This window comes from Photobacterium piscicola (assembly GCF_900166965.1).
Lineage (GTDB): Bacteria > Pseudomonadota > Gammaproteobacteria > Enterobacterales > Vibrionaceae > Photobacterium > Photobacterium piscicola.
In genome coordinates this window covers 115,562-137,418 of record NZ_FUZI01000001.1, presented here as the reverse complement: position 1 = coordinate 137,418, position 21,857 = coordinate 115,562, and the positions used below count along the sequence as shown (strand labels likewise).

The window sequence follows — 21,857 nt, the reverse complement described above, 5'->3', positions numbered from 1 at the left end:
TTATCTCAGTTTACCCAAGAATAAAGTTGCCTCGATAGTTAGCTACTTATAGCATAAACCTTTTGGTTAAGAGTACTATCGGTCATGCAACAACTCAAATATCTCCAAGGTTATCCAACTCATCTCGTGGATCAAGTTCAGCAATTAATTGATAAGGACCAACTCAAGACATTGTTACTTAACCGTTACCCTGCATCGCATACCATTAAAACAGAAAAAGCCCTTTATGATTATGTTATTGAATTAAAAAATCAGTATTTGAAAAAATCGGCCCCCATTAGCAAAGTCGGATATGACAATAAAATCAATGTGATTAATCATGCATTAGGCCTACATACCTTTATTTCACGTGTACATGGCAATAAACTCAAAGCCAAACATGAAATCAGAATCGCTACCATCTTTAAAGAGGCTCCACTGCCTTTTTTACGGATGATTGTTGTACATGAATTGGCACACTTAAAAGAAAAAGATCATAACAAAGCCTTTTATCAACTTTGCTGTCACATGGAACCGCAATACCACCAACTCGAATTTGATATGCGTATGTACTTAACGCAAGTTGAACATTTTGGTTCTATTTACAATTAAGGTTATGATACTCGTCATAGTGTAATTATGAGATAACAACATGCAACAAGAAGAATTTGAAACACTGGTAAAAGAATTAGCACAACTTGATTCCGTATCAACAATCCTTGAAATGCTAGCAAGCAATGAAGAACCTGAAGTTGCTGAAGCTGCGACAGCATTAATAGGCCACTTTAGTCTAGCGGAAATCGACGGTGAAAAACGTATTTACCACGTTTTTAGTCAAGAAAATGACCAAGGCGAACCTGAAGAGTTTGCCGAATGGGTAATGAATGATGGCGATGAAATGCTACGTTTTATTGCTTGGTTCTTCTATACTACATTTGAAATTACAGATAAAGAAACGTACCAAGCAGCAGGTTGTGCTTACAAGCCTGTTAAGCGCAACTAAAATGCAATAACAACGCTAACGACAGGGTTGTTGTTAGCGTTGCTAAGAGTACAAATTTAAGTTTCAACAACAATATCAATAAAAAATCACCACATAACTAACAGCTCACCGCTTTTTAGCCTACAATAACGACCAAAATATTATGATTCAGGTATAAACATGAAAATTTGTTCAGTTGAACTACGTAGCAACGAAGCTATTATTTGCCTACTCACTTTAGAGGGCGGAATGATCGGTATTCCAGAATGCCGTACTCAAAAGTTCATTATGGATAATTCTCTTGATAACCAAAAAATGAGAGATTTCCAATTTGCATTTAAAAAACTACTTGATGACTATAAAGTAGAGAAAGTTGTGATTCGTACACGCGAAACACGCGGAAAATTTGCAGGAAGTTCTGTCGGCTTTAAGCTTGAATCTGCTATTCAGTTAATTGAAGATCTTGATGTTAACTTTATGTCTAATGCAGATATCAAAGAAAAACTAAAGCGTAACCCTATGGCTATTGATTTCCGTGCAACAGGTTTACGTCAGTTCCAAGAAGCGGCATTTACCACAGGTTATGCATTTCTTGGTCGATAATAGCAATAAAAAGTAACCAATAAAAAAAGGCAGGACTATATCAATAGTGCTGCCTTTTCTCTAATTGCATCTTATTTTTTTGCCATCAATTGTTGATAGCCACCATCTAAATTAATCAATTTACATCGCCCAAGTAACTTTAATAACGATATCGCAATAACAGAACGATAGCCGCTTCCACAATGGACAATATATTGTTTATCTTGCTTTGGAAGCTGGCCTTGAAGAATCTCAGATAAAGGTAATTTCTCCGCATTAGCTACAGAGCCTTGTGAATACTCATCCGCTTCTCTAACATCAAGCACAGCAGAATCATTATTCTGTTTTATTTCTTTAAATTCATCCGTTGAAATATGATCCAACATACCATCTGCAGAATGTAGCTCCATTAATTTAGCGTTACTATAACCAAGCTCATTAACTGTCGTCATAACCTTGTTAGCATCTGTAACAGTAGCAATAACCTCAATATCTGCATTTTTATCAGGTAATAATAATTCTAACCAATGTTTAAAATTTCCCCCACTGAATCCAACAAAGACACTACCCTCTATATGATGATCTAAGAATTCATCAGATGATCGAGTATCAATAATAATATGCTTGCGGTCTGTAAATATATGCATTTTTATTGCCCTTCACTCAGTAATATTTATATATGTAATAATATCAAAATTCTTTCAGATAATTTACATATAAAAACCTAAACTATTAAATAATTTAGGTTTTTTATAATACTATAAGCCGTAAAAATCACATATTAAATAATATTTATCACTGTTATCTCATTCCAGCGACCTATCGAATTCTGCTGCTCAATATATGGTTCGCTATGTTTATCAATAGTCATGTCACGTGTATTGAACTTTTGAGATAAATTAGTTTTAGTATGGCGAATAGCATATAAGTGGCTAGCATGAACCATCTTTTGTCGATCATTATTAGGCTTATATTGACCACGATTATCGGGTACGTATTGACCACGATTATCAGGTACGTATTGGCCATCATCACTAGGCACATATTGTTGAATATAAGAACTGTAGTGCTCTTTATTAGCAATATAATATTGCCCATTATCGTCAGTAAGTTTGGTATCAATTGCCAAACTTATCTTCGCTTTATGGCTATTTTTGTCCACTAAACCAACATCAAGAAAATACTTTCCTTTAGGGATATTAGTAATTTTAAACTTCTCGTTCACTATATAAATCGGGCTTTTATCATCATCATTATCGGCAGGAAGCCAATTAACAATATTCGCCTTAGAAGTATAATAAGCAATAATATTACCATTTGCAGATCGTAAACGCCAAGTTACAGGGTAATTGGTATAACTAGGAGCAACCCCTAAATTTTGCCATGTTGACTTTAATTGCAAATAATCATCAGTATGCACAATATCATTTACATCTAATTGGTTTAATTGGTATCGATAACCTAGTTTATTTAAAAATCGTTTAACCAATGGTTGATATTCATCAGGAATAGCTGCTGATTTTGCGTTAATTAATGATGCGTGCTGTTTTAAAGCAAAATCAAATGTTTTTTGCACCTGATTATATGTAAGGTGTCGAGGATTATTGATATTGTGCCAATCCTGCAATGATCCTTGGCAGATTTCAAAATCAACCGCAGCTTTTTTCCAACGTTGATTAAAATAGACGTCAGGATGACTATTGGTTGACGTATCAGTCATATGAGAAATCATTGTTGGATAACCATTTTCCATGTGATTCCAACCTTTAGTCCAATCACCTAAACAATCTACTCGCCACCCCATCCCATTAACCGTTGCATAACTAAGAAAATCACCTTTATTAGTGCCTAACATAAGTTTAGGTGTATGTGGAAAAGAGGTTATAATGGCATTAATATAAGGTTGAAGATCTTTAAATTTATATCCATTATCTGGAAGTCCAACACTTGCACTATTCTTTGGCGCATAGCCATATAAATGCCATTCTCCCCATGTACCCACCATTCCGACATCAATACGTAATAATGTTTTATTATTATCATAACGCTTACCTAATGCAGATAAAAATTCTTGGGTTCGATGAAGAAACCAAGGATTTTTAAACATATATACTGCTTCTTTGTCTGATAAATGACAGCTGGTTCCGTTTAAACCATGGCCGTATAACTCTTGAACTAACCAACAAGGTATACCACTACTGTCTTTATTTACATCAGCGTCATAAATAGGATCGCCTTTACCTCGTAGAGCCATAAAGCGAATAACAACTTTTTTATTTACTGATGCCGCTATTTGTAACACATTATCAATCTTTCTTTGAAGCATGGCTTCATTGAGATTCGGATTATCTGATTTTGTTAGTTGATCCCAATAAAAACGATAATATACAGTACTTGTATCGGGATAAGAAAGAACAGGTGCTCCTTCATAAAAAGGATTAGTTGGTTGGTTACTTACTATTCGTTGAAAATCAGTAAAACCGATACCCGGATTCGTTAATATTTCATCACTTGATTTAGGATAAATTTTTATTACATTGCTATCATTTACTGAATTATTAACATCATTATTAGAGAAAGAATAAATGGCAGGATGTACAATAGAAGACGCAAGAAGAAAAGAAAGTAATGTGGAACTCATTTGATACCCTATAGTAAAATAAACAGATAAATAGACAATGTGTATATCTTTTTGGATATTACAGGAAAAGAAGAATATAATTAAGTCTTACATAATAATATTTTATAAATTTAAGTATTTTAGAGTGAATTAAAATAAAAAACACGCTTTAAACTGTATTTCTCACACTCATTAATTACATAAATATCTATACACATGATATTATGAGTTTTATTTAAATAATAAATATTTGACAAAATAAGCTATAAATATTGAATTAAAACACCAATATATAATAACGTATTTACATTACTAATTAACATAATTAATATCAGGGAATTGATATGGATATAATTACTGAAATATTCACTTATTTATTGACCAATAAACTGCTATTTACTGCATTAATAATCACCGTCATTACTCTTATTCGCCGAATTATTTTATCACAAGTACGCGGTGATGAATTTTTTGTGACTGAAACTCAACGTAAATGGATGTCACGTACTAAAAACGGCACATTTATTTTAACATTAGTGGTTTTATTCATCTTATGGCGCTCAGAAATAAATGAATTTGCACTATCTGTTACAGCAATTGCGGTTGCTATTGTTGTCGCGTCTAAAGAAATAATATTGTGTTTTACAGGATCTATTCAGCGAGCTAGCTCTCGTTCATTTCGCATTGGTGATTGGATAGAGGTAGGAAAAATTTGTGGAGAAGTCATTGAACACAATATGATGGCAACAGTGATTCAAGAAATAGATCTTCATCATGGGCAATACCATTACACGGGTAAAACAGCCACTCTACCAAACAGCATGTTTTTCACTTATCCCGTAAAAAACCTCAACTTTATGAAACGCTATGTTTATCATAACTTTTCAATTGTAGTGAAAGACTTCGTTAATCTTTATCCGTTATTACCCATAATTATCGCTAAAATCGATCATCACAGTGAAGATTTTATTGATGTGGCTCGCCGTTATAATAGTGTCATAGAAAAACATGCAGGTGTCGATCTACCTGGGTCTGAGCCTCATATACATATCAGCAGCTCAACCACAGGTGAACAAATTGTACATTTTATGTTGTTTTGCCCAACAGAACGTGCAACCCACCTTGAACAAGATATTCGTCGCGATTTTATGGAAGAATATGCACGTGCTTTTCCATAACCAGTGATATTATCACTAAATGGTAATTCAACGTTGAATTACCATTTAGACGATTTCATCATTTATTCTCTAACGCTACTGTTGCTTCTAGTCCATCATACAATGCAATAAACTGTTGAGTTAATTTATGCTTAGGATCAAAATGTAACATTGGACATTGCTGGTAGTGTGACTCTTTCATTTTTATGGATTGAGGTAAATATGGTTCTAAAATAGGAAAGCCCAACATTTTAATCTCTTCAATAATTTGGCGGGGAAACTTTGCCTGTGCATTGAACATATTCACGATAATACCTTCTAACACTAAATCACGATTATGATCATCACGTAATTCTGCTAGATTATCCATGACCTTAATTAAAGCTTGCTGAGAGAAATTATCACAATCAAAAGGAATTAATAACTTATTTGCTGCAATTAAACCTGACTTGGTATAGAAATTTAAATTCGGTGGAGTATCAATATATATACGATCAAAATCATCGGCCAATGCATCAAGTACTTCGCGCAACTTATAAATCTTATAACGTCGTTCAAGTTCCACTTCTAATTTATCAAGTTTAGGACTCGATGGAATAATAAATAAGTTTTCATATGCAGTTGCTTGAGGATAATCACGAGCAGGTGTCGACATCGCGAACCAAGATGCTGTTTGATTTAATAATTCAGCAATCGTTTTATCGTTAGGATGGTTTATATCAACCCCTAAATAGGCACTACTATTACCTTGTACATCAAGATCTATTACTAATGTTTTATATCCCTTAGCTGCACTAATTGCAGCTAAATTAACAGTAATACTTGATTTACCTACTCCACCTTTCTGATTAAAAATAATCCTACGCATCTATTTCATCCCTGATCATCGATAACTATTAACAACTATACACACTCATGCATATAGTTGTTAGTTAAAGATGTCATTAATATTAATATCGATACACAATGATTTATTCACGAGTATGTTTATTAGATTTGATACAACTCTAGCGGCAAGCCATCAGGATCATTAAAAAAAGTGAATGCTTTATTGGTTAATTCATCAATACGAATAGGTTCAACATCAACCCCGTTCGTCTGCAAATAATGTACGGTCGCGGTGATATCATCAACAGCAAATGCTAAATGACGTAACCCTTGCGCTTCAGGGTAACTCGGACGTTGCGGAGCACCATTAAATGAAAATAATTCTATTTGACTATTATCGGGTAACTTTAAATCTAATTTATATGAATCCCGCTCTTCACGGTACGTTTCACAGATAATTTCTAGTTGTAATAATTGTGAATAAAATACTTTTGAGCGCGCATAATCACTACAAATGATTGCGACATGATGAATTGCTTTTAACATTATTATTCTGCCATTATTGTCGGCCCATTGGGCACATTGATAGTATTAAAGGGAGCAAGTAAACGAGGATTATGGCTAATATCAACATCATTAACCAACGTTTGATCATAATTTAAGTACATGAGTAACGGATTATCACTCACATCTATTGTTTTTAAATGATTAAAACTAACATTAACAATTTTTAATTGAGGATTATCCGTCAAATTCAAATGGCTCAATTTATTATGTTCAACACTCAATAGTTGTAATTGATGATTATGGCTAACATCAAGATAAGTCAATTGATTTGATGATAAATCCAAGCTATTTAGATCCGTTAAATAACGTATTTCTCGCGCATCTCGTATATTGAAATGGCTACATCTTAAAGAAGTGATCTGTTGAATATTTTCTTTGCCTTGCGCAATAACACAGCGCTTAAAATTAGGATCAAGAAATGTTAATGAGCTAACTGTTTTAGGTTGTGCGCACCCTGAGAGTACAGCACTAATAATAGCTGTGATTACAATATTATGAACATGACGATGACTACATTCCAACACCTGACTAAACCTGCCTTAAAGGACGAATAACAGATTCTAATCCTTCTATTTTAAATTCAAGTGCCAATGCCATTAGTGTACCCAACTGCCCTTCGGGAAACCCCTGCTTTTGAAACCACAACAAATATTCATCCGGCAAATCAATTAATACTCGACCTGCATATTTACCAAAAGGCATTTTCATATTAGCCAATTGCACAAGATGTTGTTTTTGAAACATAAAGCCCCCGATAATGACATAAATAACTTAAATAACAGCAACTAAAAAGAAAATAGCCCCTAAAAATACTCGCAACAGATAATCTACCATATTAAAAATAATAAATACCATGTAGATATTTACTCGATTATTATCCTATTATTTAACAGCTGAACATTTACATTTTTAGCGATCTTTGTCACACTTAACGTCCGTTTTTTTCATTGATAGCAAACGGATATAACAAACAATAGATAATCACCACACTTTTTTCCTCTATACGCTGATTATCAATATAGAAAACAAATAAAATCTCAATACCTTACGGTACACCTCGTCAATAAGATTAAGAGAATCTCCATGAAAAAAACGTTACTAACAACGCTATTTATCACAACCCTATTAACAGGTTGTGCGAATTCACCTAAAACGACAACTGATCTTATCAATACTTGGGCTGTAAGTTCTATTGATGGTTATACTCAACCTATCGATGCATTAACAACTAAGCCACAGCTAATTATTAATAAGAATCTTAATGTTAGCTATTCTGGCTGTAATACATTAACAGGTAAAATACGCGTAACGGCTCAGGATATTACGACCAAAAATTTAGTTTCAACTCAAAAAATGTGTATTCAAACAGAGCAAGCAACCGTTGATGGTTTTGTAAAACAAATGCTAACAGGCCCATCTAATTTTTTAGTTAATAATAATACCCTGATTTTAAGCTCAGATAATCACACTGTGACCTTTAAGCGTGTTGAAAACAAATAAGTTTATATTTAGGCCCACAACAAAAAAACAATGATTGTGGGTCTTGCTAACTATTAGATTATTGATACGGATAACAATTCAGCAACAATACGTTTTAATAAAAATGTTTCGCGCTCAATTGACATCCCCTTTTTATCAGAAAACTGCATGGTGTGTTCATTATGAGCAATGGCATCAAAAATATTAATCCATACCGGTCTCATACCATTTTTCTGCTCATAATCTTCTAATTGTGTTTTACCTAATTGTTCATCAATCGAGCAGGTATAACAAAATGATTCCATATGAACAATATCATATTCAGCTTTATGCCAAGGTCTAAACTCTTCATATAACCCAAACGGCTTAATATTGCGCACATTCATCGCACCCGTTTCTTCAGCTAATTCTCGACTTAATCCTTGAATCTGATCTTCCCCAGCATCAATGCCACCTCCGGGTAGCGTGTAATCATGATAACGTGCGGTGTATAACATCAAAATATTATCACCATTGAGTACAATCGCACGTGTTGCTTGGCGATGATATATTCTCAACGTAGGTGATTGAAGATCAAGCTTGGTTAAATCAGTGTGTATTGACGATTTTAAAAAGCGCATCACGGTTACTCATTTTATATTGCAAGCGAACATTCTACCGAATCAATCGTTAAAACACGAACCCTCTATATATGAAAAAGCCTCCATAACTGGAGGCTTATTGGTAGTAAGTACTAATTACCAGTTAAACAAATTATTGAAAAAACCTTCAACTTTATGTTTTACTTTTTCAACTTGGCAATTTTGTTTAAGATCACCATGTGGGTCCCAAATAGGCATTCGTGTTTTACCTGCACAACTTGGAATATACTCACCATCAGCGGCAATATTATATTTTTCAGCTTCAATATTTGCAGGTTGACGCAACAATAATGGCTCAGGCTTACGGTGTTGAATATAGTTAGTATAGAGACGTAAGGCACCACTCGCCCCCGTTAAATGGGTACTCTTATTATCATCGCGTCCCATCCAAACAGTAACGACTTCACGGCCATCAATACCCACATACCAGCTATCACGGCCATTATTTGTGGTACCCGTCTTACCCGCTAAATGAGTATTTGGAAACAGTTTATTCAATGAATGAGCCGTGCCAAACTTAACGGTATCTTGTAGTGCAAACATCGTTAGCCATGCCGCTTGTGGCGGAACAACTTCAGCCGCTTTTGGCCAGTTTTGATATAGCACCTTACCCGATTCATCGACTACCGCATTTAACGCCGTTAATGGTGCTAAATAGCCTTCATTACCAATACCTTGGTACATTTGTGCAACGTCTAACGGTGACAAACTAATAGAACCAAGGAATAAGGAAGGCACTTGAGGGATATCTTCTCGTGGAATACCTAATTTGGTTAACGTATCGGTGACTTTATCAACACCAACTGCCATACCCAGATTTACAGTGGGCACATTGTACGATTTCGCCAACGCAACAAATAATGGCACTTCACCACGGTATTTACGATCGTAGTTACGTGGACTCCAAGTGGCACCATCATGCATTTTGATCGATAGCGGTTGATCTTTTAAGGACGTTGCAAGGCTAAACTGCGCTGGATTTTCCAACGCACTGAGATACAAAGCAGGTTTAATAACGGATCCCACTTGGCGCTGAGCATTTATTGCGCGATTATAACCTGCAAATCCAGGTTTATCTCCACCGATCATCGCACGAATTTCACCTGTAGTACGATCAACAATAACCACTGCGGTTTGTAAGTCTTTACCTGCGCGTTTTTGCACTTCAGGCATAACTTTAGCAACAGCTTCTTCCGCTAATTTTTGTGATTGAGGATCAAGCGAGGTAAAGATCCGTAATCCTTTACCGGCTTCAAACGCTGTTCCTGCTTTTTGCTCAAGTTCCGTTTTAATTTGATCAAAATAAGCAGGTTGACGTTTAGCCAGTTGGCCTTTTTTCTGAATATCAAGCGGCAGCTTAATCGAAGCTTGATATACTTTATCACTGATTTCGCCATCTTTGTTCATCAGGCCCAAGACAATATTACGACGTTCTTTAGCGCGCTCTGGATGACGCCAAGGGTTATAATAAGTTGGCCCTTTTACCATGCCAATTAATAGAGCAAGTTGATCAACCCGTAACTCAGATAATGGTCGGTCAAAATAATAACGTGATGCTAAAGCAAAACCATGAATACCATGACCACCAAACTGAGCCAGATATACTTGGTTCATATAGGCATCAAGGACTTCTTGTTTGCCATAGCGAGTATCAATAATGATCGCCATGTAAGCTTCTTTGAATTTACGCCAAAATGAACGCTGACTGCTTAAAAACATATTTTTAGCTAATTGCTGCGTTAGCGTACTACCACCTTGAACAGTGTGACCCGCTTTAATATTGGCAACAAAGGCGCGTGCGATACCCACTAATGAAATACCATCATGTTCATAGAAATGACGATCTTCTGTATCAATCAATCCTGCGACCAACAATTTAGGCATTTTATCTTCAGGTAAATAAATACGCTGTTCATCTGAATGGGCTTCTAGCATCCCTAACATTTTAGGATCTATGTGCAAAAAGCCTAATTCACGATTAGAATCTAAATCCATGATGCGAGTAATGCTGTCATTATTAAACGACACCGAAACATGACGCGCCCCTTCCGGCCCTTCTTTAAAATTGAATGGTCGACGGACAAAATCAACTTTCCAACCGTTAGCTGCGTATTCACCACTTTGATCTGGGTGCGCAACCTTTTGATATCCTAATACTTTAAGTTCATTTACCAAGGTATTGTATGTTATCGGCGCACCAGGCTGTAATGCCATTTCACGCGCATAAACAACAGAAGGCAATTGCCATAATTGACCTGCAAACTTAGCGCTAATTTGTTGGTTTAAGTTATAACCTAAATAAGCCATACCAGCAGTACCAATTAATGCAGCACCAATTAAGGTTCGCACAACAACACTGCGTTTTTTCTTTGTTTGAGGCACTTGAGAAGGTGCTTGTTGATTATTTGACGTCATAAGCCTGTTCAATGTAATAAGTTCGTCATTACCACCTTATAATTCACGGTGGTAGCCAACGTATATTGGTAAAGCATTCGCTAAATGATACCAGTGTCTGCACACTGATTTTAAATGAAATTATTATAACTTAATGTGTAAATTTGGTTGTCATCACGTTGTCAGATATTTCGGCGCTAATCTATCAGCTTGGGTTTTATTAGCCTTTTAGACATAAATACTCCAAAATACGCTTCTTTATTTATTCGCCCATGATCAATCCTGATCGGCGTCGTGGTATCTGCGAGAAATTATATGCAACGTGATTATACTTTAAACTGCCTTTTAACCATGCCGCGACATGAATTAGAAGAATTTAGCCTTCGCGTAATCGGTCGTATGGTACCAGAAGATGTAATGCAGGAAATATTTACCTTTGATCAAGAAGAAATCGACAGTGACGAGCGTTTAAAATCAACCCAGTTTGATGCGATGTTACGAATGACCGCAATTGCCTTGGGAGAAGTGAATGTTGCATTTTCTGATTCTGATAATGCTAAACAAAATAGTGAGCGCATGATCCGTTTATTATTATGGCATTTTTATGCGATATCTTTTCAGCTAGAAGAAGCGATAACATTAGAACAACACTGTGCTGAAGTAGAAAAAATCTTAGTCAATGCACCAGATAATGCGTTTGGTTGGGTCAGTGTATTAACTGAATTGCTGCACCGTTATGCTACGTTAAGTGAGCAAAAAAGCACATCATAACTGCTAGTTATTATAGTTATCACAACAGTATATAATTTGTGACACTATTACATAACAAAAAGGCGTACCCTTCTAGGTACGCCTTTTTTAATGCTTAATTGCCGATCTTTTATCGTGAATTACACATCACTATTAATAATCGAAATCGCTGTACTCCGGACTATCGAAACGCGAACGAGTCACACGACGTTTCTTCTTACCACGAGATTGCAGATCTAAATCCTGAAAATCATCTGCAAATTCAGAATTGAATTTTGATTTGCTGCCTTTGTGAAATTTTTGGTTTAACTTAGCCATTTGCGTTTCCTGAACTACATCCAGAGTAGATAATTATTAAAATAGAACACTGGCAATTGTAATGTTCTATTGTGACAAAACAGTGCTAAGTTGATGCAAAAAACATGACAGACAATCCGGTCCATAGTTCATTGTTTCTTACCCTAGCAGTATTTTTTCTTAGACTAATTCAGGAAATCGCTCCCGTACAACAAGTTATTTTACTGGTAATGACAAATAATTCAAATCAAATGCTTTCGATCACATTCTGAAACGGAACATCGACAATTGCATTAATTAATGCTTCTTTTTCACTACCTTCGCGCCATACTAAATAAAGACTCTGCTCCATAATTGGTGCGTCTTCAACAACATACAATTTACCCAAATCAGCGTTACTTGAGACAATAAGCGAAGGAAAATATCCAACCCCACCATTTGCCAAAAGATAATCGAGTGCCATTTTGCATGAATGGGTATGCAGTACAGGCGTACGCTGTAATTCAGGTATGCGACTGTGTTCCACCGAAAAACGCGTTCCCCAATCAAGATAGATTAAAGGCATGTCACGCACACTATGCATATTACAATTAGGTTGGTGAGTCACTAACTGTAATTGATAGTCACGTACTTTTTGAACATGTAAGTTTTCAATTTTAGGTGGTTCACTGGTAATGAACAAATCAATACTTTTATCAAACAATCGTTTTGCCATACCTTCTCGTTTTACAGACTCTAAACGTAAAGCAAGGCCGGGTACGGTGGCATAAATACGATTAATCCAAACTGAGATACCATCAAATTCCCAAAATAAAGGCGAGGCACCAATCGCCAACTGGGTATTTAGACTATCAGTTAACGCTACATCTTGTTTCGCTCGCCCCCACGTTTGCAAAATTGCTTCTGCATAAGGCTGTAAACGCTCACCAGCAGCAGTAAGATGCACATTTCCACGCTGACGAGAAAATAGTGGGTTACCTAATTGTGACTCAAGCTGGCGGATACGAAAGCTAACTGCAGATTGGGTCAAATATAAGTTATCTGCAGCACGACCAAAGTGACGTGTTTTGGTAACTTCCAAGAACGTTTTAAGTAATTCAGTATCCACGGAAAAATTCTCAATAATAAGAGTAGGTTAAATAAAAAAGAAACGGTATAAATCGCGCATTATATAGCGAATAAATTCAATGTTAATACCTAATAGAATAGTACAACCTATTATCGCTGAATATTAATCAAATATTTTCATCATAACAATAAAAAATAATTGATTTACAACTTTGCAAGTCTGGATAAATATCAGCGCAAATCACATCAAGGACTTTATGAATGAGAAGTGAAGGTAAATTTTACGACGATAAAAATTTCCCACGCGGCTTTAACCGCTCGGGTGTTTTTACTATTAGTGAAGCCAGCGTATTAGAAAACTATGGACGTTCTATGCGAGCGCTATTTGATGGCACTACCCAACCTATTGATGAGTCTGAAGTTCAGTTTTTAGCTGAAGTTCAAGGCCAACAACAAGCAGTGTCTGAATTTGGTAAATGTTGGCTCAAATACCTAAACCACACCAGTCATAAAACACGTAGTTATACATTATGTGTTTCACAACGAGCACATACGACAGGCTCTTTCGGTGAAGATGATGATAGCGATAGTGGCACTGATAACGATCTCGATTATTAAGTAATACTTTTAGAAACGGATTTTCAAGACAATCGCCAACAAAATGAAGCCATCCCACTCTGTGTGATGGCTTATTTCTTTATATTAGCCTGTGCAATAATTTAACAGGCCACTTTTTGGTATAGCTATGAAAATTTGTTTTGTTATGTATCCGTGGGAACGCGTTGAAGCAGAAAACGACTCTACTTTACGTTTGATTCACGAAGCCGCAAGCCGCGGTCACACGGTTGCAATTACAACACCGAGTAACTTAACCATGCGCGACAGTATGGCAATTGCTTTCTGTAACGTATTAAAAAAAGGTGAAGTCTCAAACAATATTCCAAGCTTCTACCGCAAAGCTGAATTTAATAACGCCGAACTACCATTAGCGGGCTTTGACGTTATTTTTATGCGTGCTAACCCACCGTTAGACACCATGGCACTGAACTTCCTTGATTCAGTGCGCGACCACACCTTTATCGTTAACGATATTGATGGCCTACGTGTAGCTAATAACAAACTTTATACCGCTTCATTACCCGATCCAAACAAAGAATTTATTCCTGTTACTCACGTGTCTAAAAACCGTGATTACCTTGAACGTGTTCTTGATGAATCACCACAAGAACGCATGATTCTTAAACCGTTAAATGGTTACGGCGGTAAAGGCGTTATCTTGATTGAAAAGAGCGCTAAATCAAGCGTTAAATCACTATTAGATTTCTACATTGGTGATGATCAAAACTACGTTATTCTTCAAGACTACATTGAAGGCGCTGAGCAAGGCGATGTACGTATCATGCTACTTAATGGTGAACCTATCGGTGCTATGCGTCGTATCCCTGCAGAAGGCGATGTACGCTCAAATATTCATGCCGGTGGTCGCGAAGTAAAACACGTATTAACCAAGCAAGAACTTGCCCTTTGTAAGCACATTGGTCCTAAGTTAGTACGTGATGGCCTTTACTTCGTTGGTTTAGACGTAATTAACGGCAAATTAGTTGAAGTTAATGTATTAAGCCCTGGCGGCATTACCCGTATTAATCGCTTAAACCGTGTGAAATTACAGCGTAATGTGCTCGATTTTGTAGAAAGCGTAGTAATGGCAAAAGAGGTTGGCATCACTCGCAAAAACGATTTTCGGAAGGTAATTGCAGATGCAGCTTACTGAGTTAGAAATTTTAGAAAAAATCCGCACTCTTACGCCATTTGAAGCCCATCTCGATGATGGTAGCTTAATGATTCGCATCAGTGAGTATCAACCTTATATCGCAACAGCGATCCATAACGGTCATAAACTACGTCAGTCATTGCAATCACAGTGTGCATTGACTGAAGAAGAACGCTATTTTGAAGAAGATCCCTTTACTGGTGATTTTATTTCTTCATTACCGATTGTATTGCAAGGTGAAGATTCACGATATGAGTATGATCTCAATCGTGCACCTGAAAGTTGCATCTATGATGACGCATGGGGTAAAAATGTTTGGCTAGCGCCTCTTAGTGATGCTGAACGCGAAATAACCTTGGCTAAGCACCAAAGTTACTACCGTATTCTACAGTGTTTAGTAGAGACGTTAGAGCTGCAATTTGGACTATGCCTAATTTATGATATTCATTCGTACAATTATCAACGCATTGATACTGCAACACCGACATTTAATGTGGGCACGATGCAGGTTAACCGTCGTCGCTGGCGTAAAGAAATTGATGTTCTATTAGAAGGGCTTAACAATGTTGAGCTACCTAATATTGATGTCAATGCACTTGAGAATGATATTTTTAAAGGTTTAGGCTACCAAGCCGCTTTTATTAAGCAACACTTCAAAAACACCTTAATTATGCCGATTGAGGTGAAAAAGATTTTCATGAACGAAGAAGGAGGCGAAGCCTACCCACTCGTGATTGAAAAATTGAATGAATCGATGAAGACAGTGATCACTGAACATGCAGCGTTCACTATCACTAAACGCACTAAAGCTAAAGGGCTTACTGGTAGTGATGTATTAGCATCTAACCTTTCAAAAGAAGTGCTAAACCTTGACCGTCAGCTGTATAAAATAGCAAGAGGTATCAATACTTTAAGCTATATTAACCCAACTAACCTAAAGCAAGAAAAAAGACGTTTTTTAAATAAGCCATACAGTTATCAGCCACAGTTTACTTACCGTCAACTGGATTTGGATCCGTATAAATTCCGCGAGCAGCTTTATCGCTTACCCGTTGAAACTATTCGTGATGCTGACGTACAAAAAATGTACCGTAAAGTTATCGATCAGTTAGCTGTACGTATTGATTTGCTATGCAGCATTGGCACTGATGAATTTTTATACAATTCATTGCGCTATTACGGGCAACCTGATGAGCGTGATATTGCTAATGCGAAATTTATTCTTCATGCATGTGAATATAAAGATCAACAACCTGCAAATATCAGTGCTAAAGAAGCAATCGAAGCCTTTAAAATCGCGGCTGCTGAATATGACATCCCTTGCAAAGTAGTATCATCAAAGCAATTAATTGCCCGTGCAATGGTAAGTGGCAAAGTGATTAAAGTTAATCCAAATAGTCGCTTTACCCAAGATGATTTAGATGCGTTGATCCACCATGAATTAGGTGTTCACCTTGTTACTTCAGTTAATGCTGAAAGACAACCACTTAAAATTTTACAACTAGGCTTACCAGGTAATACCCATACTCAAGAAGGCCTAGCGATTTTATGTGAGCATTTATCTGGCAACTTTCCACTTCATCGTCTAAAAACATTGGCGTTACGTGTGGTTGCAGTTGAAATGATGGTTAATGGCGACAGTTTTAACGATTGTTTTAATAGTTTACGTCATGATTATGATGTATGTGATGATGAAGCCTTTACCATTACAGCTCGTGCTTATCGTGGTGGTGGTTTTACAAAAGACTTCCTTTACTTACGTGGCTTAAAAGATGCCATTCATGCGTACCAAACAGAAGACCTAACCTCATTATTTATTGGTAAAACAGGGTTTGAATTTAAACCGTTACTTGATGAACTGATTGAGCGTGGTATTTTAAATACGCCAAGCTTTATGCCAAAAGCATTGGATATCGATGCCGATATAGATCCTGTAATGGATTTTATGTTGAACTCTATTCGATAATCTGCAGTATAAATTTTTCATCATTTATTATTACTAATATCGAGATACAAAAAAAGCGACCATGATGGTCGCTTTTTTATTACCCATAAAATCAAAAGATTACATAGGTAGACGTTTACTATCAACACGAATAATAACGCAAATTAACACAACTAATGTTACTGCAATAGCCGCTAACAATGTAAACACGCCATTCCATGAGTAAGCTGTTTCAATCATTGCAATCGGCGCACCAGCAAGCGCTGCACCAATATAAGTTACACCACCTTTAAGACCCGTTGCCGCACCAGCACCATCGGCATGTGACGCTTCAATAATACCTAAAGCAAATAGCATCTGTGGCGCATAAATACCAGCACCAATAATGAAGAAGCATAGCGCTACAAGTAAGTAACTCATATGGATAGTTAGAGCAACACCTACCATACCGCCAATCAACACAAAGCTATAGATTAAAATTGTTTTCCAACGATCGGCACCAAAGAATTTATCGGAGATGATACCAGAGGTTAAGCCACCAACAATACCGCCGACTTCAAACCAAGCCACTAAAGAATTAGACTTAACCAAATCCCAATGCAGCACATCAACGAAGTAAACACTTACCCAGTCACTTGAAACAGTACGAATAACGTAGATACATAAATCACCACCAATCGCTAACCAAATAATTGGGTTAGTTAAAATGTAGCGTTGAAACATTACCCACATTGATAATCCAGCTTCAGAACGCTCATTTATTTCTAGTTGTTTCGCATCATTACGCCATACACCAACGTTAGGTAAACCATAATTTTCAGGCTTACCGCGCATCAAGATAGCGGCAATCAAAGCTTGTACGGCAGTAATAGCCGCTGGTACATAAAACGCATAACGCCAGTTACCTGTGTAAGCAATCACAGCAGAGGCAATTAATGGTGCTAATGCGCCGCCAACATTATGCGAAGTATTCCAAAGTGAATACCAACCTCCACGTTCAGATTTTGAATACCATTGGCTGATCGCTTTCGCAATAGGTGGAAAACCACAACCTTGAACAATAGCCGTAGAACAGTACAACACTAACAGCATAGTGACACTGTTCGTCATACCAATACCAACGTTAATAATGGCAATAACAACAAGTACTGGAGCTAAAAATAAACGAGGGTTAATTCTATCGGCAAGAAGGCCTGAACTAAATTTTGAAAGGCCGTATAGAATATAATAAATCGATGAGGCTAAACCAAACTGAACTACGGTCATGCCAAGATCTTTCATTAACAACGGTGCCGCAGCAGCAAACGCTTTTCTTGAAATATACATCACTGTATAGGTTAAGAAAGTCGTGATAATTATTTGCCAACGAAGGCGTTTATAAGTCGCATCGAGCTTAGGATTATTCATTAAATATGTATCGTTCAAAGAGGTTTTTTAGAGAGCGCACAGCCTACTCTTCGACACAATTAGTTACAATTTAATTATTCGTTCATTATTTAGTCTTTGGAATATTCATTTGCAACATTAATACATAAACTTATCCGACCAGATAAAAACCTAATAAATTTAAATTTTATAGAATATAAAATCAAATATATGAAAACAACAGCAACTCATGAAGACCAAATCATGACTGACAGCATAATAATTTGCTAAAAACGACTTTTTTTAGTTAAAAAAAGACTAATTTAACGATCATAAATCAACATGAAACACTAACTAGAGCAACATTCTCGCCAGCAGAATAACAAACCACAAGATCTAAAATAATATTATTAAATAATAGCCAATAAAAAAGGCAGTCTTCACTGCCTTTTTATTAATCATGCGGTCAAATTAATTGGCAGGAACAACTCGTGTTGTACGCCCTTGCTGATAAAGATCGACGCGTTGTCCAACTTTAAAGATCATATTAGGATCAACTTGTTGCACAACAGCAACAGTACGTCCACTATCAAGTTTGATGACAATATTGACACCTTGGCGTTTACCAATCGCATCACCAGCGCTACTACCTAACGCACCACCAGCAAGTGCACCACCAATGGCTGCAATATCAGAGCCTGAACCACCACCAATTTTAGATCCTAAAATACCGCCGACAGCAGCACCGGCAAGTGTACCAATCGTGCTTTCACCATCAGAATTCATTGTGACGGCATCTAGTTTGGTAATTGTTCCAGTCGAAACCGTTTGCATAGTACGAGCTTCATCAACATTATAAGCATCGCCATAAGGGTTTTGAGCACAGCCTACAACACCGAATGACAATACCATTGCCACAGCGACCATTACTTTTTTATTCGTCATCGATTTATGACTCAAGACAACCTCCTACTATTAAAGTCTCGTTCTGCTTACTAAGTGTGGCTGTAAATTTAACATTTGCCACATCTTATTTACGCAACTAGCGCCAATATAAAACAGCGTACATTTAAATGCAAAAAAAAGAGCACCTAAATGCTCTTTTTTATTATTTAATTATTCACCGTGAACGTCGCATCAGCCAATAGCTGATCCCTGCAAAACCAATAAACTGTAGCCATAACTGGCCCCAGCGATCGATTTCTTGAGCAAACGTCGCGCCAAGTTGATTAAGTCCAAGGAAACCATTGATTGCCGCCGTAGAAGGCGCTAATTGCGCAATATAGTTAATCGCTGTAGGTATCGCTGACGGTGGCCAAATAAATCCAGCACTAAATACCAGTGGTAACGAGCTCAGAAGTACAACTAATGTGACTAATTCACAACGTGGCAATAATTGGCCCAATACCATACCAAGCATGATAACGGCTAATAAAAATGGGATCGTCATCATGATCAAGTCACCTATTGATGCCAACCGATTCACACCGTAATAAACATAACTAAAACCAAAGTAATACATCACTAAAGGTAAATAAATCAAACAAAATAAACATGCGCGTACCGTCATTACCATCCAAATAGGATAGTGCGCCCAATATCCTGTTTTACCCGCAGCGCGCGCTTCATTCTCTGTTGCTCCCATCATTCCAACACCAATTAATAAGGTTTGATGTAGAATCAACACAAAAACGGCAGGTACAACATAATTGATGTAGCCCATGGTGACATTAAATACTGGCCGCATATTAAGCTTCATGGCTGTCACATGCTGAGTTGCCTCAACTGCACCATCTCCGGTCAACATCATACGGTTTATTTTGGCTTTAATGGCTAAGCCATTGCCGGCATCATTTAAGCCTTCAACTACCGTACCATAAACTAAGAATAAGGCAGCATTACCAGCATAAGCCAATGTTGGGCTGGTTCCCATCATCACATCACGATAAAAATGTTCAGGGATCACCAAAATACCATCCACTTGCCGATCTTCTAGCGCAACTGTCGCAGCATGAATACTGCCAAGATGTTGTGTAATATGAACTTGTGGCGTGGCATTCGCCATTCTAATTAACTCACGACTCATTTGGCTATGATCAAGATTAACCACTGCCACCCGTTGTTCTCGTGGTAATTCATTAATATACGGTAATGGGTATAAAAATGAATAAAACACCACCCCACCAAAGACAGTAAATACCAATGAAAAATTACTGAAAATAGCTTTTAATTCATGTTTAAATAAATCACCCCAACTCATGATGATCTCCCACGACAGTGCCGATGGTCGCCAATGCTTTTTTACGGCGAACTAACATTAATCCCATCGCTAAAAATAAAGCACAAATAAAGCTACTTAATATCGCCAATTGATGGAAAGCTTGATACCAACCACTACCATAATCAACTTGCTGTAATTGCACTTCAATATAATGGCTAACGGGTAGCAATCCACGCCACATTTTAGCAATAATCGGCATATCAGTAGCAGGAAAGGTGATCCCCATAAAGGCAAACGCAGGTGCAGTATAAGCGGCAACAAAGCTCATTGCCCGTGGCGCTTCCATTGCTACAAAATAAATCAAGCTCCCCATACTTTGACAAGCAAACACCATAAATAGCTGCGCGACAATCAATATTCCCCATTGACCATGCATTGGCCAATCAAGCGCAACATACATCCACCATAAAAACAGCACACCTTGAATTAAAAACAAACCAGAATAAGCAAGTAACTTACCTAATAATTTTTGACACGGAGTATGTGCTAACCAACGCCATAATCCTTGGCCACGAGCCTCATGTACTAATGCCAACACAGTCGTCGCTACAATTAGAATTTGCCAAATAGACGGAATAATCGCTGAAACTAAAAATTGACCATAATGGCTATTACTATTAAATAAGGGGGTTATCTGAGCACGAATAGGCACCGCTTGACCTAATGCTTGTAATGGCACTGACGCGCCAGAACTCATGTTCCTCATTGCCTCAACACCAGCATTATAGGTGCCTTCAACTTGCAGCATTGCCGAGCTAATAACTTTACCAATTAAGATAAATTGACCATTATAAAAAGTGGTAATTTGGGGAGCTTGTCCCAACTTAACGTCTTTTTCATAGTTATCTGGGATCACCACCATCGCATAAATGTCATTAGCCCGCATTACAGCACTGGCTGTGTGATCATCGGTAAACTGGCGTGTCACGGCCATACTTGGGCTGGCATCAATATAACGCGTTAACTGGCGTGACATTTGGCTATGATCAAGATCCACAATACCAACAGGTAAATTACGTGCTATACCCGTCGCAAAAATCGCCCACATCGTCAAAAATAACAATCCAGGAAGCCAAATAACTAACGCTCGCAACCATTTATCTTGCCAAATAGTATGCCACTCGTTCTTTATTGCTGAATAGACAACCATA

23 protein-coding genes are annotated in these 21,857 nt (G+C 37.1%); 9 read left to right on the top strand and 14 right to left on the bottom strand.

Translation table 11 applies throughout. From position 1 onward, the window contains the following. Positions 1-84 precede the first annotated feature (84 nt). The 3 genes from CZ809_RS00640 to CZ809_RS00630 all read left to right on the top strand — a co-directional run bounded on the left by CZ809_RS00640 (position 85) and on the right by CZ809_RS00630 (position 1,564). The gene (locus CZ809_RS00640) at positions 85-591 is read left to right on the top strand and encodes a M48 metallopeptidase family protein (RefSeq protein ID WP_080155525.1); all 507 of its coding nucleotides are present in this window, start codon (positions 85-87) and stop codon (positions 589-591) included. Between the two features lie 40 nt (positions 592-631). After that, entirely contained in the window at positions 632-982 is a 351-nt protein-coding gene (locus tag CZ809_RS00635; RefSeq protein ID WP_080155524.1) for a hypothetical protein, read from the top strand. Between the two features lie 159 nt (positions 983-1,141). Then, positions 1,142-1,564 (top strand): DUF3010 family protein, encoded by a 423-nt coding sequence (locus tag CZ809_RS00630; RefSeq protein ID WP_080155523.1) that lies wholly within the window; start codon positions 1,142-1,144, stop codon positions 1,562-1,564. A 71-nt stretch (positions 1,565-1,635) separates the two neighbouring features. Here the strand turns inward: CZ809_RS00630 and CZ809_RS00625 are convergent, their stop codons facing one another. Both CZ809_RS00625 and CZ809_RS00620 read right to left on the bottom strand, forming a co-directional pair. Next, positions 1,636-2,190, bottom strand: a complete 555-nt coding sequence (locus CZ809_RS00625; RefSeq protein ID WP_080155522.1) for a rhodanese-like domain-containing protein — start codon at positions 2,188-2,190, stop codon at positions 1,636-1,638. Positions 2,191-2,324: 134 nt separating this feature from the next. Then, positions 2,325-4,184, bottom strand: coding sequence for a DUF4832 domain-containing protein (locus tag CZ809_RS00620; protein ID WP_080155521.1), 1,860 nt, complete (start codon positions 4,182-4,184; stop codon positions 2,325-2,327). Positions 4,185-4,507: 323 nt separating this feature from the next. Here CZ809_RS00620 and CZ809_RS00615 point away from each other — a divergent pair, with 323 nt between their 5' ends. Beyond that, positions 4,508-5,341 (top strand): mechanosensitive ion channel family protein, encoded by an 834-nt coding sequence (locus CZ809_RS00615; RefSeq protein ID WP_080155520.1) that lies wholly within the window; start codon positions 4,508-4,510, stop codon positions 5,339-5,341. Between the two features lie 58 nt (positions 5,342-5,399). Here the strand turns inward: CZ809_RS00615 and CZ809_RS00610 are convergent, their stop codons facing one another. The 4 genes from CZ809_RS00610 to CZ809_RS00595 all read right to left on the bottom strand — a co-directional run bounded on the left by CZ809_RS00610 (position 5,400) and on the right by CZ809_RS00595 (position 7,459). Further along, the gene (locus CZ809_RS00610; protein WP_080155519.1) at positions 5,400-6,188 is read right to left on the bottom strand and encodes a ParA family protein; all 789 of its coding nucleotides are present in this window, start codon (positions 6,186-6,188) and stop codon (positions 5,400-5,402) included. Between the two features lie 122 nt (positions 6,189-6,310). Beyond that, complete coding sequence (gene gloA2 / locus CZ809_RS00605) at positions 6,311-6,694, bottom strand: SMU1112c/YaeR family gloxylase I-like metalloprotein (protein WP_080155518.1); 384 nt, start codon at positions 6,692-6,694, stop codon at positions 6,311-6,313. A gap of 2 nt (positions 6,695-6,696) precedes the next feature. After that, complete coding sequence (locus tag CZ809_RS00600) at positions 6,697-7,239, bottom strand: leucine-rich repeat domain-containing protein (RefSeq protein ID WP_235865751.1); 543 nt, start codon at positions 7,237-7,239, stop codon at positions 6,697-6,699. 4 nt (positions 7,240-7,243) lie between these two features. Beyond that, on the bottom strand, positions 7,244-7,459 hold the full coding sequence (locus CZ809_RS00595) for a DUF3820 family protein (protein ID WP_080155517.1): 216 nt from the start codon (positions 7,457-7,459) through the stop codon (positions 7,244-7,246). A gap of 339 nt (positions 7,460-7,798) precedes the next feature. Here CZ809_RS00595 and CZ809_RS00590 point away from each other — a divergent pair, with 339 nt between their 5' ends. Beyond that, positions 7,799-8,215 (top strand): META domain-containing protein, encoded by a 417-nt coding sequence (locus tag CZ809_RS00590; protein ID WP_080155516.1) that lies wholly within the window; start codon positions 7,799-7,801, stop codon positions 8,213-8,215. A 53-nt stretch (positions 8,216-8,268) separates the two neighbouring features. Here the strand turns inward: CZ809_RS00590 and CZ809_RS00585 are convergent, their stop codons facing one another. Further along, positions 8,269-8,814, bottom strand: a complete 546-nt coding sequence (locus CZ809_RS00585) for an NUDIX hydrolase (protein ID WP_080155515.1) — start codon at positions 8,812-8,814, stop codon at positions 8,269-8,271. A gap of 117 nt (positions 8,815-8,931) precedes the next feature. Continuing rightward, the gene (gene mrcB / locus CZ809_RS00580; RefSeq protein WP_080155514.1) at positions 8,932-11,250 is read right to left on the bottom strand and encodes a penicillin-binding protein 1B; all 2,319 of its coding nucleotides are present in this window, start codon (positions 11,248-11,250) and stop codon (positions 8,932-8,934) included. A gap of 294 nt (positions 11,251-11,544) precedes the next feature. Here mrcB and CZ809_RS00575 point away from each other — a divergent pair, with 294 nt between their 5' ends. Then, positions 11,545-12,000 (top strand): exoribonuclease R, encoded by a 456-nt coding sequence (locus tag CZ809_RS00575; protein ID WP_080155513.1) that lies wholly within the window; start codon positions 11,545-11,547, stop codon positions 11,998-12,000. A gap of 132 nt (positions 12,001-12,132) precedes the next feature. Here CZ809_RS00575 and CZ809_RS21220 read toward each other — a convergent pair whose 3' ends face one another. Together CZ809_RS21220 and hdfR are read right to left on the bottom strand one after the other, a co-directional pair. Continuing rightward, the gene (locus CZ809_RS21220) at positions 12,133-12,297 is read right to left on the bottom strand and encodes a hypothetical protein (RefSeq protein WP_162836320.1); all 165 of its coding nucleotides are present in this window, start codon (positions 12,295-12,297) and stop codon (positions 12,133-12,135) included. Positions 12,298-12,523: 226 nt separating this feature from the next. Next, entirely contained in the window at positions 12,524-13,384 is an 861-nt protein-coding gene (gene hdfR / locus CZ809_RS00570; protein WP_080155512.1) for an HTH-type transcriptional regulator HdfR, read from the bottom strand. A 221-nt stretch (positions 13,385-13,605) separates the two neighbouring features. Here hdfR and CZ809_RS00565 point away from each other — a divergent pair, with 221 nt between their 5' ends. From CZ809_RS00565 to CZ809_RS00555, 3 genes are all read left to right on the top strand, one after another. Beyond that, a complete protein-coding gene (locus CZ809_RS00565) occupies positions 13,606-13,962 on the top strand; it encodes a MaoP family protein (RefSeq protein WP_080155511.1) in 357 nt (118 codons plus the stop codon). Between the two features lie 127 nt (positions 13,963-14,089). Beyond that, entirely contained in the window at positions 14,090-15,115 is a 1,026-nt protein-coding gene (gene gshB / locus CZ809_RS00560) for a glutathione synthase (RefSeq protein ID WP_080155510.1), read from the top strand. Then, a complete protein-coding gene (locus CZ809_RS00555) occupies positions 15,102-17,081 on the top strand; it encodes a flavohemoglobin expression-modulating QEGLA motif protein (RefSeq protein ID WP_080155509.1) in 1,980 nt (659 codons plus the stop codon). Before gshB ends, CZ809_RS00555 begins: the two co-directional genes overlap by 14 nt. Before the next feature lie 99 nt (positions 17,082-17,180). Here the strand turns inward: CZ809_RS00555 and CZ809_RS00550 are convergent, their stop codons facing one another. From CZ809_RS00550 to CZ809_RS00535, 4 genes are all read right to left on the bottom strand, one after another. After that, a complete protein-coding gene (locus CZ809_RS00550; RefSeq protein ID WP_080155508.1) occupies positions 17,181-18,467 on the bottom strand; it encodes an MFS transporter in 1,287 nt (428 codons plus the stop codon). Positions 18,468-18,896: 429 nt separating this feature from the next. After that, the gene (locus tag CZ809_RS00545; protein ID WP_080155507.1) at positions 18,897-19,370 is read right to left on the bottom strand and encodes an outer membrane lipoprotein; all 474 of its coding nucleotides are present in this window, start codon (positions 19,368-19,370) and stop codon (positions 18,897-18,899) included. A 175-nt stretch (positions 19,371-19,545) separates the two neighbouring features. Next, on the bottom strand, positions 19,546-20,685 hold the full coding sequence (locus tag CZ809_RS00540; RefSeq protein ID WP_080155506.1) for an ABC transporter permease: 1,140 nt from the start codon (positions 20,683-20,685) through the stop codon (positions 19,546-19,548). Beyond that, positions 20,672-21,856 carry an ABC transporter permease gene (locus CZ809_RS00535; protein WP_080156507.1) on the bottom strand — a complete coding sequence of 395 codons (1,185 nt, stop codon included), beginning with the start codon at positions 21,854-21,856 and terminating at the stop codon, positions 20,672-20,674. Before CZ809_RS00535 ends, CZ809_RS00540 begins: the two co-directional genes overlap by 14 nt. Between the last annotated feature and the right edge of the window lies 1 nt (position 21,857).